The sequence below is a fragment of the Amycolatopsis sp. MEPSY49 genome (genome assembly GCF_051337345.1).
Lineage (GTDB): Bacteria > Actinomycetota > Actinomycetes > Mycobacteriales > Pseudonocardiaceae > Amycolatopsis.
In genome coordinates this window covers 116,905-136,328 of record NZ_JBDLYJ010000014.1, presented here as the reverse complement: position 1 = coordinate 136,328, position 19,424 = coordinate 116,905, and the positions used below count along the sequence as shown (strand labels likewise).

Genomic DNA, 19,424 nt, shown 5'->3' with positions numbered 1-19,424 from the left:
TCGGGTAACCGGCCGATCGAGTGACATCTGTTCGGCGTACCCGGCTCAGGAATGGAGATACCGCCGTTGACTGACGACACGGTGCGCCTGGCCCTGGTCGGGCAGGTCCTGAAACGACGGTGGCGGCTGCTGGCCGCCCTCGCCGTCCTGGGCGCGGCGGTCGGCGCCGGCGCGTCGGTGTTCTTCTCACCCGGCTACCAGACCACCTCGAACGTGCTGCTGCAGGGACCGCGGCAGGCCGACGAACTGCTGACGCAGGCCGAGGTCGCGATCAGCTCGGTCGTGCTCGACCGGGCGGCCGCGGCGCTGCCGTGGCACCCGAGCGGCGCGGACCTGAAGAAGCAGGTCGACGCTTCGGCGACGAACGGCAACGTCCTGACGATCACCGCGTCCGCGGGCACCGCCGAGCAGGCCCAGCAGCTCGCCGACCAGGTCGCGCAGCAGTACGTGAAGTACTCCGGGCAGCTGGCCACCAACTCGGGCGACTCTTCGGCGCAGCTCGCCGGTGAGCAGCAGGAAGCCCTGCGCCAGCAGGTCAAGCTGGCCACGGAGAAGATCGAGGAGCTCGCCAAGGGCATGGACGGCGGCCTCACCGTGGAGAGCGTCCAGGCCCGCACCCAGCTCGAAGGCCTGCGGGCGTCCCTGGACTCGGCGGTCAAGACGCTCGGCGAAGCCGAGGCCACCGCCAGCCGCAACAACGCGGTGGCCATGGGCAACGCGCCGCTCCCGCCGGGCCGCGCCACGCCGACGCCGACGCACTTCATCGCCGGCGGCGCGGTGCTGTTCCTGATCGCCGGCATCTTCGGCCACCTCGTGGCGTTCCGGCGCGACCGGCGGCTGCGCAACCAGGACGAAATCGCTTCGGCGCTCGGTACCCGTGCGCTCGGCGTCCTCGACGTCGAACTGGCGCCGCCGAGCGGGCCGAAGGCGAAGGGCGCGCTCGGCACGCTCCGGTGGCTGGTCGGTGCCGACCGGCCGTGGTACCAGCCCCCGGTCGCGGTTCCGGGCAGCGACGCCCAGCGCGACCTGCGTTACCGCCGGGTGCTCGACCACCTCGACGCCGGCGCCCGCGGAGTCCTCCTGCTCGTGCCGGAAGACGACGCGAGCGCGGGGAAGGCCGCCGAGCGGCTCGCCGAGTTCGCGCAGCGGACCGCCGTCGCGGCGCGGGTGTGCCTGGTGTCGCCCGAGCGGCCGCTCGTCCCGGACGGCCACGACGTCGCGGTGGTGATGTCCAGTCCCGGCACCCGGATCGCCTGGGAGCTCGCCGAACTCGCCGCGGCGTGCGCCGAGTCCGGGCGCGAAATCGCCGGCGTGGTCGTGACGGCTCCCGTGCAGCCGTCCGGCCGCGCGTCTTCGTCCACGGCCGGGGCTCCCGGCGAAGCACTGGCAGGTCGACCGTGACGAATCCCGGCTCACAGGCAGCGCCGCTGATCGACCTCCAGCGGCTGGTCGTCGCGATCCGCCGCAAGAAGCGCTTCTGGCTGGCCACCGCGCTGCTGGGGCTGGTCGCCGGGGCGCTGGTCACGGTGTTCCTGCCGCCGCCGCCCACCGCGGTGGTGACGGTGATGGTCACGCACGCCCAGGACTCGCCGACCGACAGCGGCTCCCTGATCCGCACCGACGTCACGGTGCTCCAGACGACCCAGATCGCCGGGGAAGCGCTCAAGGCGATCGGCAGCGCCGACAAACCCGAGGCGTTCGCCAAGGAGTACACGGGACTCGGCCTGAGCAACAACATCATGCAGATCACGGTCAAGGCGAAGACCGGCGCGGACGCCGTCGCCAAGGCGAAGGCGCTGGCGGACACGTTCATCGCCGACCACGTGAAGCGGGACAAGGCGGTCGCCGACGCGCAGGCCAAGGCCCTGCTCGACCAGCGCAAGAACGCGCAGGACGAACTGGCCACGGTCGACCAGCAGGTCAACGACGAGCAGAGCAAGGGGCGCCAGGCCAACCCGAGCACCCTCGAGCAGCTGTACAGCCGCCGCGCCGCGTTGCAGTCGCAGGTCTCGGACTTCACCAACCGGGCCCAGCAGGCCGGGATCGGGGATCCGCGCGTGACCGCGGGCACGCAGGTCGTCGACGCGGCCCGGCTGCTCCCGAGCGCCCTGCTGAAGACCGGTGGCCTGAACAGCGGCATCGGGTTCGGGCTCGGCCTGGCGCTGGGGCTCGCGTTCGCCGCGGTCAGCGCGATCTCGAAGGACAAGCCCGTGCTCCGCGGCGAAATCTCCGCCGAACTCGGTGCCTCGGTCATCGCGCAGCTGCGGAGCCGGCTGCCGCTGTTGTCCCGGTTCCTCCGGCGGTCCCGCACTGTCGACGAACGCAAGCGCGTCGCCACGACGCTGGTCCGCGCGATCAGGAAGGACCGTCCTTCGGTCTCGCTGCTGGAACTCGGCGCGCCGAAGGTCGCCGCCGCGCTCGCCCTCGACATCGCCGGGGAGCTGGCCGCCGACGGCAAGGCGAGCGTCCTCGACGACCTGCCGGACGAGGACGTCCGCAAGCTCGTCGCCGAGACGAAGAGCGAGGTCGCCGTCGTCGGCGCCGGCGACCCGGCCGCCGGGCCGGACGAGCGCCGGATCGGCGTCGGCACGGTGTCGCCGGGCACGGCGTGGACCGATCTGGAGCACCTCGGCGCGGAGACCGTGCTGGTCGTCAAGGCCGGGCACGCGAACACGCTGTGGCTGCACACCGTGGCGCGGCAGCTCGCCGACCAGCGGATCCCGATCGTCGGCGTGGTGCTGGTCGACCCGGACCCGCGCGACAAGTCCGACGGCACGCTGTGGGACGGCCTGCACACGGCCCTGCGCGGCCGCGCCGGGCTGGCCCCGGCGCCGCACCTGGTCCGGACCGAGGACGAGGACCGGATGGACGAGCTGGTCGCCCGCCTCGCCGAGCGGGTCGCGGTCGCGGAGCCGCCGAGCCACCGGGCCAGTGTCCGGCCGATCGTCCCGCCGGCCCTCGCCGGGCCGAAGCCGCCGGTGGTGCCGCTGCCGGAGCCCGGGAAGGTCAGCGTCGGCGACCACCTGGACGCGCCGACGAAGAAGTTCGCCCCGGTCAAGCCGCCGAAGCGGCCGACGCCGTTCAAGCGCGACCACGCCGAACCGGCGCACAAAGGCGAGTTGAACGCCGAGCTCGAGTCCGAAAAGAGTGCGGAGGTCTCCTGACCCCCGCGCGCCGAACGAAGGGGACGCACTCGAGATGTGCGGCATCGCAGGCACCTACCTCTGGCCGGACGGCGGGCCGCTCACCGACCGGCTGACCAAGACGCTGGCCCACCGCGGCCCGGACGGCTCCGGCCGCTACGAGCACCGCGCCGGCCCCGGTGAAGTCCACTTGGGACACCGGCGGCTGTCGATCGTCGACCTGACCGAGACCGGCGCGCAGCCGATGGTCCTCGACGGCCTCGCGCTGAGCTACAACGGCGAGCTGTACAACGCGCCCGAGCTGCGCGCCGAGCTGGAAGCCGCGGGCGTGCGCTTCCGCGGGACGTCCGACACGGAGGTGCTGCTGCAGGCGTGGCGGCGCTGGGGCACCGACTGCCTGCCGAAGCTGCGCGGGATGTTCGCGTTCGCCATGTTCGAGGAGGGCACCGGCGAGCTGTTCCTGGTCCGCGACCAGCTGGGCATCAAGCCGCTGTTCTTCGTCCAGCGGGGCGGCGGGGTCGCGTTCGCGTCCGAGCTGAAGGCGCTGGCCGGCGAGCTCGGCGGGTCGCTGCAGGTCGACAGCGGGGCGCTGATCGCGTCGCTGCTCTACTACTGGGTGCCCGACAGCCGGTGCGCCTACCAGGGCGCGGAGAAGCTGCCGCCGGGCACGTGGCTGCGCTGCCGTCCGGACGGGCAGGTCGACCGCGGCCGGTTCTGGTCGCTGCGGGAGGTTGCCGAGGAGGGCGCGGCCTTCGACGGCGACGTCGACCTGCACGCCGTGATCGCCGAGTCGACCGCCAAGCACCTGATCTCGGACGTCCCGGTGGCGACCTTCCTTTCGGGTGGCCTTGACTCCAGCTACCTGACGGCGCTGGCCGCGCGGTCGCGGCCCGGGATTTCGGCGTACACCATCGGTTTCCGGGCCGAAGACGCGAAGTTCGAGGCCATGCCGGACGACCTCGAGTACGCCCGGATCGTGGCCGAGAAGTTCGGCGTCGACCTGCACGAGATCGAGATCGCGCCGCAGGTGCTCGACCTGCTGCCGAAGATGACCTACCACCTCGACGAGCCGATCGGCGACCCGGCGGCGATCAACTCGTTCCTGATCTGCTCGGCCGCGCGCGAGGCCGGCGTCAAGGTGATGCTGTCCGGAATGGGCGCCGACGAGCTGTTCGCCGGCTACCGCAAGCACCTCGCGAACCTGATCGCGCTGCGCTACCACAAGGTGCCGGGCGCGGTCCGGCGACCGGTGGAGTCCATTGTGGACCGGCTGCCGGTGGCGTCGGCCAAGCGTGGGTACCGGTCGGTGCGGTTCGCCAAGCGGTTCCTGTCCTTCGCGGGCCTGCCGGAGGAGACGGCGTTCCGGCGCAGCTACACGATGTACGACCGCGCCGAGCTGCTGTCGCTGGTCAACCCGGACCTCGCGCCGGTCGTCGACGACGTCCTGACCGAGCACGCGGACACCTACAACGACCAGGCGCTCGACGACTTCGTCAACCGGATGTGCCTGGCCGACTCGCGGCTGTTCCTGCCCGGCCTGAACCTGACCTACACCGACCGCTCCACGATGGCGGCGTCCACCGAGGTGCGGACGCCGTTCGTCGACGTCGAGGTCGTCCGGGCGGCGTTCAAGATCCCGGGGAACAAGAAGATCGTCGGCCGCGCCGGGAAGGTGGCGTTGAAGAACGCGGCGCTGAACATCCTGCCCAGCGAGATCGTGCACCGGCCCAAGGGCCTGTTCAGCGCGCCGCTGCGGGCGTGGATGAGCCGCGACCTGGCACCGCTGGTGCGCGAAGTCGTCAACGACGGCGTGCTCGTCTCCTCCGGTTTTCTGCAGCGGGAGGCGTTGCAGCGCATGGTCGCCGAGGACGCCGCCGGTCAGGAAGACCGCGGCAAGCACCTCTGGCACGTCTTGACCCTTGAGTACTGGTACCGGAACGCGATGTCTGGAGCGGGAGCGAAGTGAAGCAGGTAGTCCAGAACTACAAGAGCGGTGAGCTGGCGCTCCTCGAGGTCCCCGAGCCCGCCTGCAAGCCGGGGGGCGTGCTGGTGCGGACGGTGTACTCGCTGATCTCGACCGGCACCGAGATGATGAAGGTGTCCGAGGCCAGCATGTCGCTGGTGGGCAAGGCGAAGGCCCGCCCCGACCAGGTGGCGAAGGTGATGCAGAGCGTCGCCACGAACGGCCTGTCGGCGACCTACCGCAAGGTCACGTCCAAACTGGACTCCTACACCCCGCTCGGCTACTCGCTGTGCGGCATCGTCGAGCAGGTCGGCGACGGCATCACCGACGTCAAGGTCGGCGACCTCGTGGCCTGCGCGGGCAACGAGCACGCGCTGCACGCCGAGCTCAACTGGGTGCCCAAGAACCTCTACTCGCCGGTGCCCGCCGGCGTCGACCCGCGGCACGCGGCGTTCGGCACCGTCGGGTCGATCGCCATGCAGGGCGTCCGCCGCGGCGAGCCGCAGATCGGCGACGTCGCCCTGGTCATCGGGCTCGGCCTGATCGGCCAGCTGGTCGTGCAGCTGCTGGCGTCGTCCGGCGTGCGCGTGGTCGGCGTCGACCCCGACCCGGAGCGCTGCAAGCTCGCCGAGAGCCTCGGCGCGCTGACCTGCGCGCACCCGGCGTCCGGCATCGTGGACACCGCGGTGGACGAGCTGACGCACGGCGCGGGCGTCGACCAGACGTACCTCGCGGCCGGCGGCAACACGAACGACCCGGTGGAGCTGGCGGCGAAGCTGTCGCGCGACCGCGGCCGCGTGATCGACATCGGCAAGTGCAAGCTCGACCTGCCGTGGAACGCCTACTACGAGAAGGAACTGGACGTCCGGTTCTCGCGGTCCTACGGGCCGGGCCGCTACGACCCGTCGTACGAGCTGGAAGGCCGTGACTACCCGATCGGCCAGGTCCGCTGGACCGAGCGCCGCAACCTCGAGTGCGTCCTCGACCTGATCGCGCGGGACCGGCTGGACGTCGAGCCGCTGATCACGCACGTCTCGGACTTCTCCGACGCGGTTTCGACGTACAAGTCCTTGAACGAAGGGGATTTGAAGGCCGTCGCGGTGCTGTTCCGCTACCCGGACGCCGTCGCGAAGACCGAGCCGGTCGTGACGTCCGCGCGCGTGGCGCCGGTGACTCGCGCGGTCAAGGCGCTCCCGGCGGGACAGCCGGTGCGCCTGGGCTTCGTCGGGGCGGGCAACTACGCGTCGTCGATGCTGCTGCCGCACCTGGTCGAGCGCTCGGACGTGCAGTTGAAGCACGTCGCGACGACGTCCGCGCTGTCGGGCGCCAACGCGAAGCGCAAGTTCGGCTTCGCGGCGGCGTCGACGGACATCGACGACGTGCTGGGCGACTCCTCGATCGACGCGGTGTTCGTCGTGACGCGGCACAGCTCGCACGCGGAGCTGACGCGCCAGGCGCTGCTGGCGGGTAAGACGGTGTTCGTCGAAAAGCCCCTGGCGCTGTCGCCTGCGGAGCTGCAGAAGGTCCTGGACGCGATCGAGGAGTCGGGCAACGACCGCCTGCAGGTCGGCTTCAACCGCCGGTTCGCGCCGCTGCTGCACGAGGCCCGCGACCAGTTCGGCCCGCGCGTCGGCCCGGCGACGGTCCGGTACCTGGTCAACGCGGGTCGTCTCGACCACGGCAGCTGGTACAACCAGACCGACTCCGAGGGCTCCCGGTTCGCGGGCGAGGGCGGGCACTTCATCGACACGGTGAGCTGGCTCCTCGACGCCGACCCGGTCTCGGTGTACGCGACCGGGGACCTCCAGGTGACCCTCGGCTACCCGGACGGCTCGACGGCGGTCATCACGTACGCCGAGACGGGCTCGTCGGGCTTCCCGAAGGAAACGCTGGACTTGACGGCCGACGGCAAAGTCCTGAAGTTCGACGACTTCGTGCGTGCCTCGGTGTACTCGCGCAAGAAGTGGGCGAGCTCGCGGATCCCGAAGGGCCGCGACAAGGGGCAGGCCGCGGAGGTCAACGCGTTCCTCGACGCGGTGCGGACGGGCGCGCCGATGCCGATCTCGATCGCTTCGCTGGCGGCGACGACGCTGGCGACGCTGGCCGCGCAGACCAGCGTCGCGAACGCGGCCCCGGTCCGGATCGAGCTGCCGGCCGAGGCGGGTGCCCCGGCATGACGAGTCCCGGCTGGTACTTGCGCCGGCTGTCCCGGATGGGGCCGGCGGAGGTCGTCGGCCGCGCGCGGCACGCCGTCGTCCAGCGGCAGTGGCGGTCCGCGCTGCCGGAGCCGCCGTTCTGGCCCTCGCACCCGCGCTTCACGGCGGTGCTTCCGGACGGCGTGCTGGGCGCGGTGTCCGGGGACGCGGTCAAGCGGCTGCTGGTCACCGCCGACGAGCTGATGGCCGGCCGCGCCGAGTACTTCGGCGTGGTCCGTGAGGACATGGCCGACCCGGACTGGTTCCTCGACCCGAAGACCGGTCGCCGCGCGCCCGGCGACCGCTACGCCTTCGACGTGCCGTACCGGTCGGAGGACACGGTCGGCGACATCAAGCAGATCTGGGAGCCGTCGCGCCACCAGCACCTCACCGTGCTGGCCGCGGCGTACGCCCTGACCGGCTCCGACGCGTACGCCGAGCGCGTCGCCGCGCACCTGCGGTCGTGGTGGGCGGCGAACCCGCCGTTGCGCGGCCCGCACTGGGTGAGCGGCATCGAGCTGGGGATCCGGCTGCTGTCGTGGGTCTGGACCCGCCGGCTGCTCGACGGCTGGGCGGGCGTCGACGCGCTGTTCGAGGACAACCCGGAGTTCCAGCTCCAGCTGTGGCACCACCAGAACTGGCTCTCGACGTTGCGCAGCCACGGCTCGTCGGCGAACAACCACGTCATCGCCGAGGACGCCGGGCTGCTGGCCGCGGCGTGCGCGTTCGGCTGGTTCCCGGAGTCGGCGGGCTGGCAGGCCGAAGCGACGCGGTCGCTGGACGCCCAGCTGGCGCGCAACACCTTCGAGTCCGGGCTGAACGCCGAACTGGCGTCCGAGTACCACGGCCTGGTGCTGGAGCTGGGGCTGGCCGCGGCGGTCGAGGCCGACGCGGCCGGCAGGCCGGTGCCGGAGCGCACCTGGGCGGTGCTGCTCCGGATGACCGACGCGCTGGCGTCCATTGTGGACGATCGGCTCCGGCCGCCCCGCCAGGGCGACGCCGACGACGGCTTCGGCCTGGTCGTCGACGGCGAGGAGACCGGCCGCTGGGCGTCACTGCTGGCCACCGGTGAGGCGCTCTTCGGCCGCCGGGACTGGTGGCCGGCGGTCCCCGGCGACGACGTCCGGACGCCGCTGCTGGCCGCGCTCGCCGTGCGGGTCCCGCGGGCCACGGGGGTCCGTCCCGACCGCCGTCCCGCGCAGCTGCGGGACGCCGGCATGACGATCCTGCGGTCGGGCCCGGTGTGGGTGCGCTGCGACGGCGGGCCGCACGGCTTCCTGTCGATCGCCGCGCACGCCCACGCCGACGCGCTGTCGGTGGAAGTCCGCCACGACGGCGTCGACATCCTCGCCGACCCGGGGACCTTCTGCTACCACGGCGAGCCGGAGTGGCGGGCGTACTTCCGGTCCACGCTCGGCCACAACACCCTCGAACTGGGCGGGCGCGACCAGTCGGTGTCCGGCGGGCCGTTCCTCTGGACGCGGCACGCCGTGACGAAGGTCCTCGAAGTGCGGCCGTCCCGCTGGGTGGCGGCCCACGACGGCTACGCGCCCGCCGTGCACCGCCGCACGGTGGAACTCGACGGCGACGAGCTGAAGATCACCGACGAGGTGCTCCGCGCCGCGGGCACGGGCTTCCGGCTCGCGTTCCACTTCGGACCGGACGTCCGGGTCGTCCTGGCCGGCGGCCGCGCCCGGCTGTCGTGGGACCGTGACGGCGAGCGCCGGACGGCCACGCTCGTCCTGCCCGGCTCCGTCACGTGGACCGCCCACCGCGGGCAGGAGGATCCGCCGCTCGGCTGGTACTCGCCGGGGTTCGGCAGGCGCGAACCCGCCACGACGCTCGTCGGCACGGGCACGGCGAAGCCCCGCGAGACCCTGACCACGCTCCTCGGTTTCGGCTCATGACCGCCCGGGCGAGCCGCAGGCCGCACTTTCACGTGAAAGTGCGGCTCCCTGGTGCGCACTTTCACGTGAAAGTGGCGTTGGGGGCACTCCTGCTCGCGGTCGGCGGCTGCTCGGCCGCTCCCGCGCCCGAGCCCGCGCCGGCGGTCGCCGCCGTCTGCGGGCACGTGCCGCCGGGGCCGGCCGCCGCGCCGGCCGGCGCCGTGGCCGTCGACCCCGCGGTCCGCGGAGACCTGCTCGCCAAGACCGAGGCGAGCCCGCCCGGGACCACGTTCTGGCTCGCGCCCGGGACGCACACCCTGGGCGACGGCGAATACGACCAGGTGGCGCCGAAGGACGGCGACCACTACCTCGGCGCCCCCGGCGCGGTCGTCGACGGGAAGCGGGTCAACCGGTACGCCTTCACGGGCAAGGCGGGCAAGGTGACGATCGAGCACCTGACGATCACCGGGTTCGTCCCGCCCGACAACGAAGGCGCGGTGAACCACGACTCCGGCGCGGACTGGACGATCCAGGGCAACGACCTCACCGGCAACTCCGGCGCGGCGGCCATGGCCGGGACCCGGCAGGTGCTCAAGGGCAACTGCCTGCGGAACAACGGCCAGTACGGCCTCAACGGCTGCTGCGGCGATCTCGCCGGGCTCGTCGTCGAGGGCAACGAGTTCGTCGGCAACAACGCCGAGGACGTCGAGAAGAAGTACCCCGAGGGGTGCGGCTGCAGCGGCGCGATGAAGCTCTGGGCGGTCAACGGGGCCGACATCCGCGGGAACTGGATCCACGACAACCGCGGCCCCGGCATCTGGGCGGACACGAACAACAACGACTTCCTGATCGAACGCAACGTCATCGAGAACAACGATGACAACGCCATCTTCTACGAAACCAGCTACAACGCGATCATCCGGGACAACGTGATCCGGCGGAACAACCTCGTCGCCGGGCGGAAGTACGTCGCGGAGGACGACAGTTTCCCGGTGGCCGCCATCTACATTTCCGAGTCCGGCGGGGAACCGCGCGTCAAGGCGCGCACGGCGAAGATCGAAATTTCCGGTAACACGCTGGAGAACAACTGGTCCGGTATCACCCTGTGGGAGAACGCGGACCGCTTCTGCAACAGCCCGGCCAATTCGTCGACCGACATCTGCACGCTGCTCGTGCCCGACGTGGCGAAGTGCGCGGCACCGGGCGTCGAAACCGAGCCCCTGCGCGGCGACTGCCGGTGGAAGACGCAGAACGTGGACATCCACGACAACCGGTTCTCCGTCGACCCGGCGGCGATCGACTGCCGCGAGATGTGCGCGCGGATGGCGCTGCTGTCCAACTACGGCACCGTGCCCGACTGGTCGCCGTACAAGGCCGAGGTCGTCGAGCAGGCCATCACGTTCCGCCAGAACAACCGCTGGCACGACAACCGCTACGCCGGGCCGTGGACGTTCGTGCCCGAGGAGGCCAGCAAGGTCGTCGAGCCGGGCGGCTGGCAGGGGACGCCCTACCAGCAGGACGACGGCAGCACGTTCGAAGCCGGAGGCGGGTTCCGATGAGCGACGGCAGCACCGCGCCGGACGTGCCGCGCACCACCCAGGCGCTCAAGGTCATCAGCGTCGTGTGGGCCCTGCTGGTCTTCAACACCTTGGGCTCGCTCGGCGCGTCGATCCTGCCGATCCCGCGCTCGGTGCTGCAGATGCTCACCATGTCTTCGGTCGGCTTCGCGTTCGTGCTCGCACTGGCGGTCAACCCCAGGTTCAAGTTCCGGCCGAGTGCCTACCTGCTGTTGCTGAGCCTGCTCCTCGTGGGCAGCCTGGCCAGCAGCGTGCGGCTGTCTTCCGGCTGGGGCTCGCTGTTCCGGTGTGCCCGGTTCGGCCTCTTCATCGGCACGCTGTGGCTGGTCAGCCCGTGGATGGACAACGCGCTGCACTTCGTCAAGCACCACGTGCGGGTGCTGTGCGCGTTGCTGGCGTCCGTCGCGATCGGACTGGTCGTCGCGCCCGGGCTGGCGCTGGCCCCGATCAACGACGGCAGGCTCTTCGGCGTGCTGTGGCCGCTCACGGCGACGCAGGTCGGGCAGTACGCGGCGATCGCGATCGGGCTCACCGTGCTGCTCTGGCTGAACAAGCTCACCACCGGCAAGAGCGTCATCCTCATCTCGGGTGTCGCGACGGTGCTGCTCGTGCTCACCCACACCCGCACCGCGACGGCGGGCCTGGTGGCCGGCCTGGCGGTGGCGGGCCTGTCGATGCTGCTGACCAACGCCCGGGCCAGGAAGGTGCTGGCCTGGGCCATCGCGGTGGCCGTGGTCGGGGTGCTGCTGCTCGGCGCGTTCCTGCAGGCCTGGCTGCTGCGCGGGCAGGACAAGGAGAACTTCGCCAACCTCACCGGCCGGGCGAAGGTGTGGGACCGGTTGCTGGACATGCCGCGGACGTGGTTCGAGCAGGTTTTCGGCACGGGATTGTCCAACAAGTCGTTCGACGGCTTGCCGATCGACAACAGCTGGCTCGCCATTTTCCACGAACAGGGCTACCTGGGTGTCGTGATCGTGGTGCTTTTCCTGCTGGCGCTCGTCGTCACCGCGATTTCGCGGCCGCCGTCCCCGGCCAGGGCGTGCGCGCTGTTCCTGATCAGCTACTGCCTGCTCGCTTCCTACACCGAAGCCGGCCTCGGCGACGCGTCGCCGTATCTGCTCCACCTGGCGCTCGCTTCCTGGCTGCTCGCGGCCCCTTCGCCCGACCGGGAAGCCCTCGTTTCCGTGCGCGCCGAGCACCTGAGCGGGGCGACGTAACGATGCCCCGGGCCAGGACGACCTCATTGTGGCAACGCGGGAAATCTCCGGCGCCGGGTCGTCCCGGGTCCATTCCGAAACAATGGAAGGTGGTCGAACGGTGAGCCGACCAGGGGTGCTGCTCGACCGAGACGGCACGATCATCGTGGACACCGGGTACGTCGGTTCGGTCGACCGCGTCGAGTTCATCGACGGCGCGATCGAAGCCATCGCCGCGCTCAACCGCGCCGGGCTGCCCGTGGCGGTGGTGACCAACCAGGCGGGCGTCGCCCGCGGCTACTACGGCATCGAAGACGTGGAGCAGGTCCACAAGTACATGATCACGGAGCTCGCCCGGCACGGCGCGCACGTCGACCTGTGGCTGTTCTGCCCGTACCACACCGACGGCATCATCCCGGCCTTCTCCCGCCCCAGCGCCGACCGCAAACCCGGCCCCGGCATGGCGCTGGCCGCCGCGCAGGCCCTCGACCTCGACCTGACCGCCTCGTGGGTGGTCGGCGACAGCCCGTCGGACGTCGGGCTCGCGGAAGCCGTGGGCGCCCGTGCCCTGCACGTCGGCCCGCCCAGCTCGGCCGTGCACGGCGTCGACACGTACCCGGACCTCGCCGCCGCCGTCCGGGTCATCCTCGGCGCCGAAGACCTCACGCCGCCGCCCGGGCACACCACCGAGGCCGGCGTCCCGAAGTTCCCGTCCGCGCGCTTCCACCGGGCGGATTCCTACGGCGGCGCGTACGTCAACGAGATCACCCGCGCGTTCGGCACGGTCGACCTCGAGCAGATCAGCCGGGCGGCGAAGGTCCTGACGGAAGCCCACGACCGGGACGCGACGATCTTCGCCTGCGGCAACGGCGGATCGGCCTCGATCGCCAACCACCTCCAGTGCGACCACCTGAAGGGCGTCCGCAACGGGACCGGGCTCACCACGCGGGTGCACAGCCTGTCCACCAACGTCGAGCTGTTCAGCGCGATCGCCAACGACCTCGGGTACGAGCAGGTCTTCGAGTACCAGCTGCAGTCCCAGGCCCGTCCCGGTGACGTCCTCATCGTCATCTCGTCGTCCGGCCGGTCGCCGAACATCGTGCGCGCCCTCGAGTGGGCCGCCGCCCACGAGGTGCCGACGATCGCGTTCACCGGCTTCGAAGGAGGCCCGGCCCGCACCAAGGCGACGGTCTCGGTGCACGTCGACTCCGTCAACTACGGGGTGATCGAAGACGTCCACCAAGGCTGCATGCACTTGCTGGCCCAGTACGTCCGACAAGCGAGGATGACCCCCGATGCCGTTGTCACCCAGACGTTCTGACCGCATGCGCGTCGCGATCAACCTGCTGACGGACGATCCCTTCAACCCGTCGGGCGCGCACTGGTTCTGGACGCGGGTCATCCCGGAGATGGCCAAGCGGCTCGACGACGGCGAGTCGTTCCACCTGCTGGTGAGCCCGAAGTCGAAGCCCACGCACCAGGGCTACGGCGAGCGCGTCAAGTACATCACTTTCCCGTGGTCCAACGAAAAGCGGAACCTGCGGACGCTGTCGGAGCACCTCTTCTCGCCCGTCCGGCTGCCGCTCGGGCGCATCGACGTGCTGAACACGCTGATGGCGCCGATCGTGAAGTCGGCACCCGGGCTGGTCGCGCACATCAAGACGTTGCACGCGTACACGACGCCCGACGCGATCTCGCGCGGCGCCCGGCTGTACCGGCAGTTCAGCTACCCGCGCACGGTGGAGAAGGCCGACGCCGTCATCCTCAACTCCGACAGCCTCGTCGAAGAGGCCAAGCGGTACCTGGACATCGACCCGGCGAAGATCCGGCTGATCCCGGAGGCCGTGGACCACGACCTCTTCAACCCCGGTGACCGCGAAGAAGCGTTCAAGCACGTGTCGCAACGGTTCGGCGTGCGCAAGCAGTTCGTGCTGTTCGTGTCTTCGCTGTGGCCGTACAAGAACTGCGAGGGCCTGATCCGCGCGTTCGCCGCGGCGAAGGCCGAGCTGGGCGACCGGCAGCTGGTCGTGGTCGGGCCGGGCCGCGACACCGAGTACGTCGGCGGGCTCAAGGCCCTCGCCGACAGCCTCGGCGTCGGGAACGACGTGCTGTGGGTCGGCGGCGTGCCGCTGAGCGAGACGGTGCACTTCTACCGTGCGGCGGACGTATTCGTGTACCCGTCGCACAACGAGACGTTCGGCCTGCCGATCCTCGAAGCGATGGCCGCGGCCTGCCCGGTGGTGACGTCGAACGTCACGGCCATGCCGGAAACGGCCGGCGGTGCCGCGCTGCTGGCCGACCCCGGCGATCCCGACTCGATCGCCGACGCCATCGTCAAGGCCTGCGGGCCCGAGAACGAGCGCCTGCGCAAGGCCGGCCCCGAGCGGGCCGGCGAGTTCACCTGGGCGGCCACCGCGGAGAAAACCCTGGCCGTCTACCGCGAAGTACACGCCCTCCGGAGTGGACGTTGAGAATCCTGGTCACCGGCGGCGCCGGGTTCATCGGTTCGCACACGTGCGACCGGCTCGTCGCGCTCGGGCACGAGGTCACCGTGCTGGACGCGCTGGTCTCGCCGGTCCACCGCGACGGCAAGCCCAACCACCTCACGCCGGGGGTGGACTTCTTCGAGGGCGACGTCCGCGACCGCGACCTCGTGCGCAACCTGCTGCGCCGCACCGACGCCGTCTACCACTTCGCCGCCTACCAGGACTACCTGCCGGACTTCGCGAAGTTCACCGACGTCAACGTGACGTCGACGGCGATGATCTACGAGATCATCGTGGCCGAGAAGCTCGACATCTCCCGCGTGGTCGTGGCCTCGTCGCAGGCGGCGATGGGGGAGGGGCTCTACTGGTGCGCCGAGCACGGCGAGCAGACGCCCGGCATGCGCCCGGAGAGCCGGCTGAAGATCGCCGACTGGGACGTCCGCTGCCCGGAGTGCGACGGCGAGCTCAAGATGCTGGCCACCCCGGAGCGGGTTTCGAACCCGCAGAACGCCTACGGCATGTCCAAGCACGGCGAGGAAGTCGTGGCGGTGAACCTCGGGCGCCGGTACGGGATCCCGACGGTGGCGCTGCGCTACAGCATCGTCCAGGGCCCGCGGCAGTCGGTGTACAACGCGTACTCCGGGGCCTGCCGCATCTTCAACCTGCACTACCTCCTCGGCACCGCGCCGACGCTGTACGAAGACGGCCAGGCGATCCGCGACTACGTCAACATCCACGACGTCGTCGACGCGAACGTCCTGGTGCTGACCGACCCGCGGGCCGCGGGCCGCGTGTTCAACGTGGGCGGCGGCGAGGCCTACACCACGCAGCAGTTCTCCGAAGTCGTGCAGAAGCACTACGGCTCTTCGGAGCCCGGCGTGATCAGCGGCGAGTACCGGTTCGGCGACACACGGCACATCCTGTCCGACATCGACGCGCTCAAGCAGCTGGGCTGGGCACCGCAGCGCACGCCGGCCGAGTCCGTCGCCGAGTACGCCGCCTGGCTGCGGGACATGCCCGGCCTCGACGAGATCCTCACCGAGGCGAACGCGAAGATGCGCTCGCTCGGCGTCGTCCGGAAGGCCGGGGGATGAAGGCGTTCCTGCTCGCCGCCGGCCTCGGCACCCGGCTGCGGCCGCTGACCGACCACCTGCCGAAGTGCCTCGTGCCGGTCGGTGGCCGTCCGATGCTCGACATCTGGCTCGACGCGCTCGCCGAAGCGGGCGTCGACGAGGTGCTCGTCAACCTGCACCACCTGGCCCCGCTGGTGCGCGCCCACCTGGCGGACCGGCGCGGCGGGCCCGTGGTGCACCTGGTCGAGGAGGAAGAACTCCTCGGCAGCGCGGGAACGCTGGCCGCGAACCGGGAGTTCGTCGAGCACGAGGAGAGCTTCCTCGCCCTCAACGCGGACAACCTGACCGACTTCGACCTCCGGACGCTGATCGACGCGCAGGCCGCCGGCGGCGCGCTCGCGACGCTGTCGGTGTTCCACGCGGCCGAGCCTTCGCGCTGCGGCATCGTCACGGTGGACGGCGAGGGCGTCGTCACCGCCTTCCTCGAGAAGCCCGAAGACCCGCCGGGGAACCTCGCGAACGCCGGGATGTACGCGTTCACGCCGGCGGTGCTCGACCTCATCGGGCCGGCGCCGCGGGACATCGGCTACCACCTGCTGCCCCAGCTGGTCGGCAAGGCGCGGACGGTCTCGATCGGCGACTCGTACTTCCTCGACATCGGCACGCCCGCCGCGCTCGCCCGCGCGCGGGAACAATGGGAGAGGCGAGCAGGATGATCATCACCCGCACCCCACTGCGGATCGGCCTCGTCGGCGGCGGCACGGACCTGCCGGTGTACTACCGCGAACACGGCGGCCGCGTCCTCAACGCCGCCATCGACAAGTACATCTACGTCGTCGTGAAACAACGGTTCGACGACGACATCTACGTGAACTACTCGAAGAAGGAAATCGTCTCGCGGGTCGAGGACCTGGAGCACGAGCTCGTGCGCGAGGCCATGCACATGACCGGGGTGCGCGGCGGGGTCGAGATCACCACCCTCGCCGACATTCCCTCCGCAGGTTCCGGCCTCGGCTCGTCGTCTTCGGTCACGGTCGGGCTGCTGCACGCGCTGTTCGCCTACCAGGGCCGTCAGGTGACGGCCAAGGAGCTGGCGGACCGGGCGTGCGCCATCGAGATCGACCGCTGCCGCAAGCCCATCGGCAAGCAGGACCAGTACGCGGCGGCGTTCGGCGGGCTGTGCGACCTGCGCTTCGGGCCCGGCGACGAAACCGAGGTGGAGCGGATCGAGCTGCCGCGCCCGCAGTGGCGGGAGCTGCAGAGCGAGCTGATGTTGTTCTACACCGGGATCACGCGCAGCGCGAACACGATCCTGGGCGAGCAGACCGCCAACGTGGCCGACCGCCTGCCCCAGCTCAAGCAGCTGGTCGATCTCGCCGGTGAAGCGGCCGACGGGCTGCGCGCGCTGGACGTGAGCGCGCTGGGCACCGCGCTCCGCAAGAGCTGGGACGCCAAGCGCGCGCTGGCTTCCGGGGTGTCGAACGCGCAGATCGACGAAGCCGTGGAGGCGGCGCTCGCGGCGGGGGCGTCCGGGGCCAAGGTGACCGGGGCCGGCGGCGGCGGCTTCCTGCTCGTGACCTGCCCGCTGGAACACCAGCACGCCGTCCGGGGGCGGCTGGCCGGGATGAAGGAGCTCCCGATCCAGCTCGAACGGCAGGGTTCGCGCGTGATCTTCAACGTGCACCAGGACATTTGGAGCTGACGGGGCGCCGTGCGCCCGTATGATCGCGTCGTGACGAGCGTGGATGACCGGGCGGCCGCGCCCGTCGTGCCGCCGCCGGTGCGGGTGCCGCTCTTCGTGGTCGCGGTGATCGCCGCGGTGACGGCCGTCGTGCTGGGGATCCTGTTCAGCGGGCACACCCTCGGCACTTCGCTGGACGAGTCCGTCTATCGGGCGCTCCACGGGAGCATCGAGCCGCCGGTCGCCTACGCCGTGGCGTGGGTCGTCGGCTCGGCCGGCGACCCCGGCCCGGCCGCCGTGCTCGTCCTGCTCATCGCTTTCCTGTTCCGCCGGGCCGGGCAGACCCGGCCGGCCGTCCTGACCATCGCGGGCCCGGTCGTCACCGGTGTCGTCACGACGGTGGCCAAGCCGATCGCCGGGCGGTACATCAACGGCGACAACCTGTCCTACCCCAGCGGGCACACCGCCTTCGTGACGTCGATCGGCGTCGTCCTCGGCCTGTACCTGGCGGGCCGGTTCGGGCTCGGCCGGATCGGCGGGACGGCCGTGGTGCTGGCGCCCGCCCTGCTGTTCGCGGCGGCGATGTCGTGGTCGCAGGTTTCGGACCGGGTGCACTACCTGACCGACACCTTCGGCGGTTTCTGCGTCGCCGTCGCCCTGGTGACGGCGGCCGGGGCCACTGTGGACGCTTTCCTCGGACGGGTGAAACCCGGCCGCTGACCGGTTTCCCGGCCTTAGGGTTTCCGGTGTGATGGGGAAAATGGCGTGGTTTCGCGGGTCGCTGGTGGTTTTCGTGCTCGCCTCCGGTGTCGCCGTGGCGGCTCCCGCGCAGGCGGCCACGGCCCGCGTCTGCGGCAGCGACGATCTTGCGGGGCCTTCGGCACCACCGTCCGGCGCCGTCGTCGTCCCGGCCGGGTCCGCGACGGGCATCGACTTCGCGGTCCCGGGGGCGACGTACTGGTTCGCGCCCGGCACGCACACGCTGACACCCGGTGAGTACTCCCAGATCTCCCCGGCCGACGGCTCGACGTTCGTCGGCGCACCCGGCGCGGTCCTCGACGGCAAGCACGACAACCGGTACGCGTTCACCGGGCGCGCGAAGAACGTCACCATCCGCCACCTCACGGTCACCGGTTTCGCCGCCCCGCGTGACGAAGGCGTGGTCAACCACGACTCCGGCGACGGGTGGCTGGTCGAGCACAACACCCTGGTGGGCAACGACGGCGCGGCCCTGATGGCGGGCGCGGAGAACCGGATCACCGGCAACTGCCTGCGCGACAACGGCCAGTACGGCCTCAACGCCTACCAGGCGGGCAACGGGATCCGGCGGCTCGTGGTCGAGGGCAACGAGTTCACCGGCAACAACACGGCCGACTGGGAGTCGAAGGTCCCGGGGTGCGGCTGCACCGGCGCGATGAAGTTCTGGGCCGTCGACGGCGCCGACGTGCGCGGCAACTGGATCCACGGCAACCACGGCCCGGGGATCTGGGCCGACACCAACGACAACGACTTCCTCGTCGAGGACAACGTCATCGAGGGCAACGACGACGTCGGCATCTTCTACGAGATTTCGTACAACGCGACGATCCGCGGCAACGAGCTGCGCGGCAACGGCTGGGTCGCGGGCCGGCACGCGGCCGAGACGGGCGACCCGTTCCCGGTCGGCGCGATCTACCTGTCCGAAGCGGGCGGCGAGGCCCGCGTCCCCGCCCGGACCGCGAAGCTCGAGGTGAGCGGCAACCGGCTGGAGAACAACTGGGACGGCATCGTCGCCTGGGCCAACGCGGACCGGTTCTGCAACTCCCCGGCGTCGACGACGTCCGACTGCACGCGGATCGTCGGACCCTCGGACACGGCCCGGTGCGCGCCACCCGGGATCTCGTCGGCACCGTTGTACCGCGACTGTCGCTGGTGGACGTCCGAACTGGACATCCACGACAACGCGTTCACCTTCGACCCGGCGGCGGTGGGTGGCTGCCCGGCCCGGCGGTGCGGGCGGATGGGGCTGTTCGCGAACGTCGGCACGGTGCCGGACTGGTCCCCGTACCAGGGTGACGTGATCCAGCGGGACATCGTCCACACGGCGGGGAACCGCTGGCACGACAACAGCTATTCGGGACCGTGGTCGTTCACGGTGGTCGACATGGCGACGACGGTGCCGGCCGCCGACTGGACCGGCCCCGCCTACGGCCAGGACGCCGGGAGCACCTTCGCGTCCTGACCC

Annotated in this window: 14 protein-coding genes; all 14 read left to right on the top strand. The window is 71.1% G+C overall.

The window, feature by feature from the left end:
• The first annotated feature begins 66 nt into the window (after positions 1 to 66).
• The 14 genes from ABFJ78_RS41610 to ABFJ78_RS41545 all read left to right on the top strand — a co-directional run bounded on the left by ABFJ78_RS41610 (position 67) and on the right by ABFJ78_RS41545 (position 19,421).
• On the top strand, positions 67 to 1,401 hold the full coding sequence (locus ABFJ78_RS41610) for an exopolysaccharide biosynthesis protein (protein WP_436392952.1): 1,335 nt from the start codon (positions 67 to 69) through the stop codon (positions 1,399 to 1,401).
• Positions 1,398 to 3,164, top strand: coding sequence for a Wzz/FepE/Etk N-terminal domain-containing protein (locus ABFJ78_RS41605; protein WP_436392951.1), 1,767 nt, complete (start codon positions 1,398 to 1,400; stop codon positions 3,162 to 3,164). Before ABFJ78_RS41610 ends, ABFJ78_RS41605 begins: the two co-directional genes overlap by 4 nt.
• Positions 3,165 to 3,198: 34 nt before the next feature.
• Positions 3,199 to 5,109: an asparagine synthase (glutamine-hydrolyzing) gene (gene asnB / locus ABFJ78_RS41600; RefSeq protein WP_436392950.1), complete on the top strand. Its 1,911-nt coding sequence runs from the start codon at positions 3,199 to 3,201 to the stop codon at positions 5,107 to 5,109.
• Positions 5,106 to 7,283, top strand: a complete 2,178-nt coding sequence (locus tag ABFJ78_RS41595) for a bi-domain-containing oxidoreductase (protein WP_436392949.1) — start codon at positions 5,106 to 5,108, stop codon at positions 7,281 to 7,283. Before asnB ends, ABFJ78_RS41595 begins: the two co-directional genes overlap by 4 nt.
• On the top strand, positions 7,280 to 9,208 hold the full coding sequence (locus ABFJ78_RS41590; RefSeq protein ID WP_436392948.1) for an alginate lyase family protein: 1,929 nt from the start codon (positions 7,280 to 7,282) through the stop codon (positions 9,206 to 9,208). The genes ABFJ78_RS41595 and ABFJ78_RS41590 overlap by 4 nt, the downstream gene beginning before the upstream one ends.
• A 65-nt stretch (positions 9,209 to 9,273) precedes the next feature.
• Positions 9,274 to 10,746, top strand: a complete 1,473-nt coding sequence (locus ABFJ78_RS41585; protein WP_436392947.1) for a right-handed parallel beta-helix repeat-containing protein — start codon at positions 9,274 to 9,276, stop codon at positions 10,744 to 10,746.
• Positions 10,743 to 11,981, top strand: coding sequence for an O-antigen ligase domain-containing protein (locus tag ABFJ78_RS41580; RefSeq protein WP_436392946.1), 1,239 nt, complete (start codon positions 10,743 to 10,745; stop codon positions 11,979 to 11,981). Before ABFJ78_RS41585 ends, ABFJ78_RS41580 begins: the two co-directional genes overlap by 4 nt.
• Before the next feature lie 100 nt (positions 11,982 to 12,081).
• The gene (locus ABFJ78_RS41575; protein WP_436392945.1) at positions 12,082 to 13,281 is read left to right on the top strand and encodes an HAD-IIIA family hydrolase; all 1,200 of its coding nucleotides are present in this window, start codon (positions 12,082 to 12,084) and stop codon (positions 13,279 to 13,281) included.
• Positions 13,282 to 13,285: 4 nt separating this feature from the next.
• Positions 13,286 to 14,431 carry a glycosyltransferase family 4 protein gene (locus tag ABFJ78_RS41570; protein WP_436392944.1) on the top strand — a complete coding sequence of 382 codons (1,146 nt, stop codon included), beginning with the start codon at positions 13,286 to 13,288 and terminating at the stop codon, positions 14,429 to 14,431.
• Complete coding sequence (locus tag ABFJ78_RS41565) at positions 14,428 to 15,540, top strand: NAD-dependent epimerase/dehydratase family protein (protein ID WP_436392943.1); 1,113 nt, start codon at positions 14,428 to 14,430, stop codon at positions 15,538 to 15,540. The genes ABFJ78_RS41570 and ABFJ78_RS41565 overlap by 4 nt, the downstream gene beginning before the upstream one ends.
• Positions 15,537 to 16,235: a nucleotidyltransferase family protein gene (locus ABFJ78_RS41560; protein WP_436392942.1), complete on the top strand. Its 699-nt coding sequence runs from the start codon at positions 15,537 to 15,539 to the stop codon at positions 16,233 to 16,235. Before ABFJ78_RS41565 ends, ABFJ78_RS41560 begins: the two co-directional genes overlap by 4 nt.
• Entirely contained in the window at positions 16,232 to 17,221 is a 990-nt protein-coding gene (locus tag ABFJ78_RS41555; protein WP_436392941.1) for a GHMP family kinase ATP-binding protein, read from the top strand. The genes ABFJ78_RS41560 and ABFJ78_RS41555 overlap by 4 nt, the downstream gene beginning before the upstream one ends.
• A gap of 30 nt (positions 17,222 to 17,251) precedes the next feature.
• Complete coding sequence (locus tag ABFJ78_RS41550; RefSeq protein WP_436392940.1) at positions 17,252 to 17,920, top strand: phosphatase PAP2 family protein; 669 nt, start codon at positions 17,252 to 17,254, stop codon at positions 17,918 to 17,920.
• 40 nt (positions 17,921 to 17,960) lie between these two features.
• Positions 17,961 to 19,421 carry a right-handed parallel beta-helix repeat-containing protein gene (locus ABFJ78_RS41545; RefSeq protein ID WP_436392939.1) on the top strand — a complete coding sequence of 487 codons (1,461 nt, stop codon included), beginning with the start codon at positions 17,961 to 17,963 and terminating at the stop codon, positions 19,419 to 19,421.
• The last annotated feature ends 3 nt before the right edge of the window (positions 19,422 to 19,424 follow it).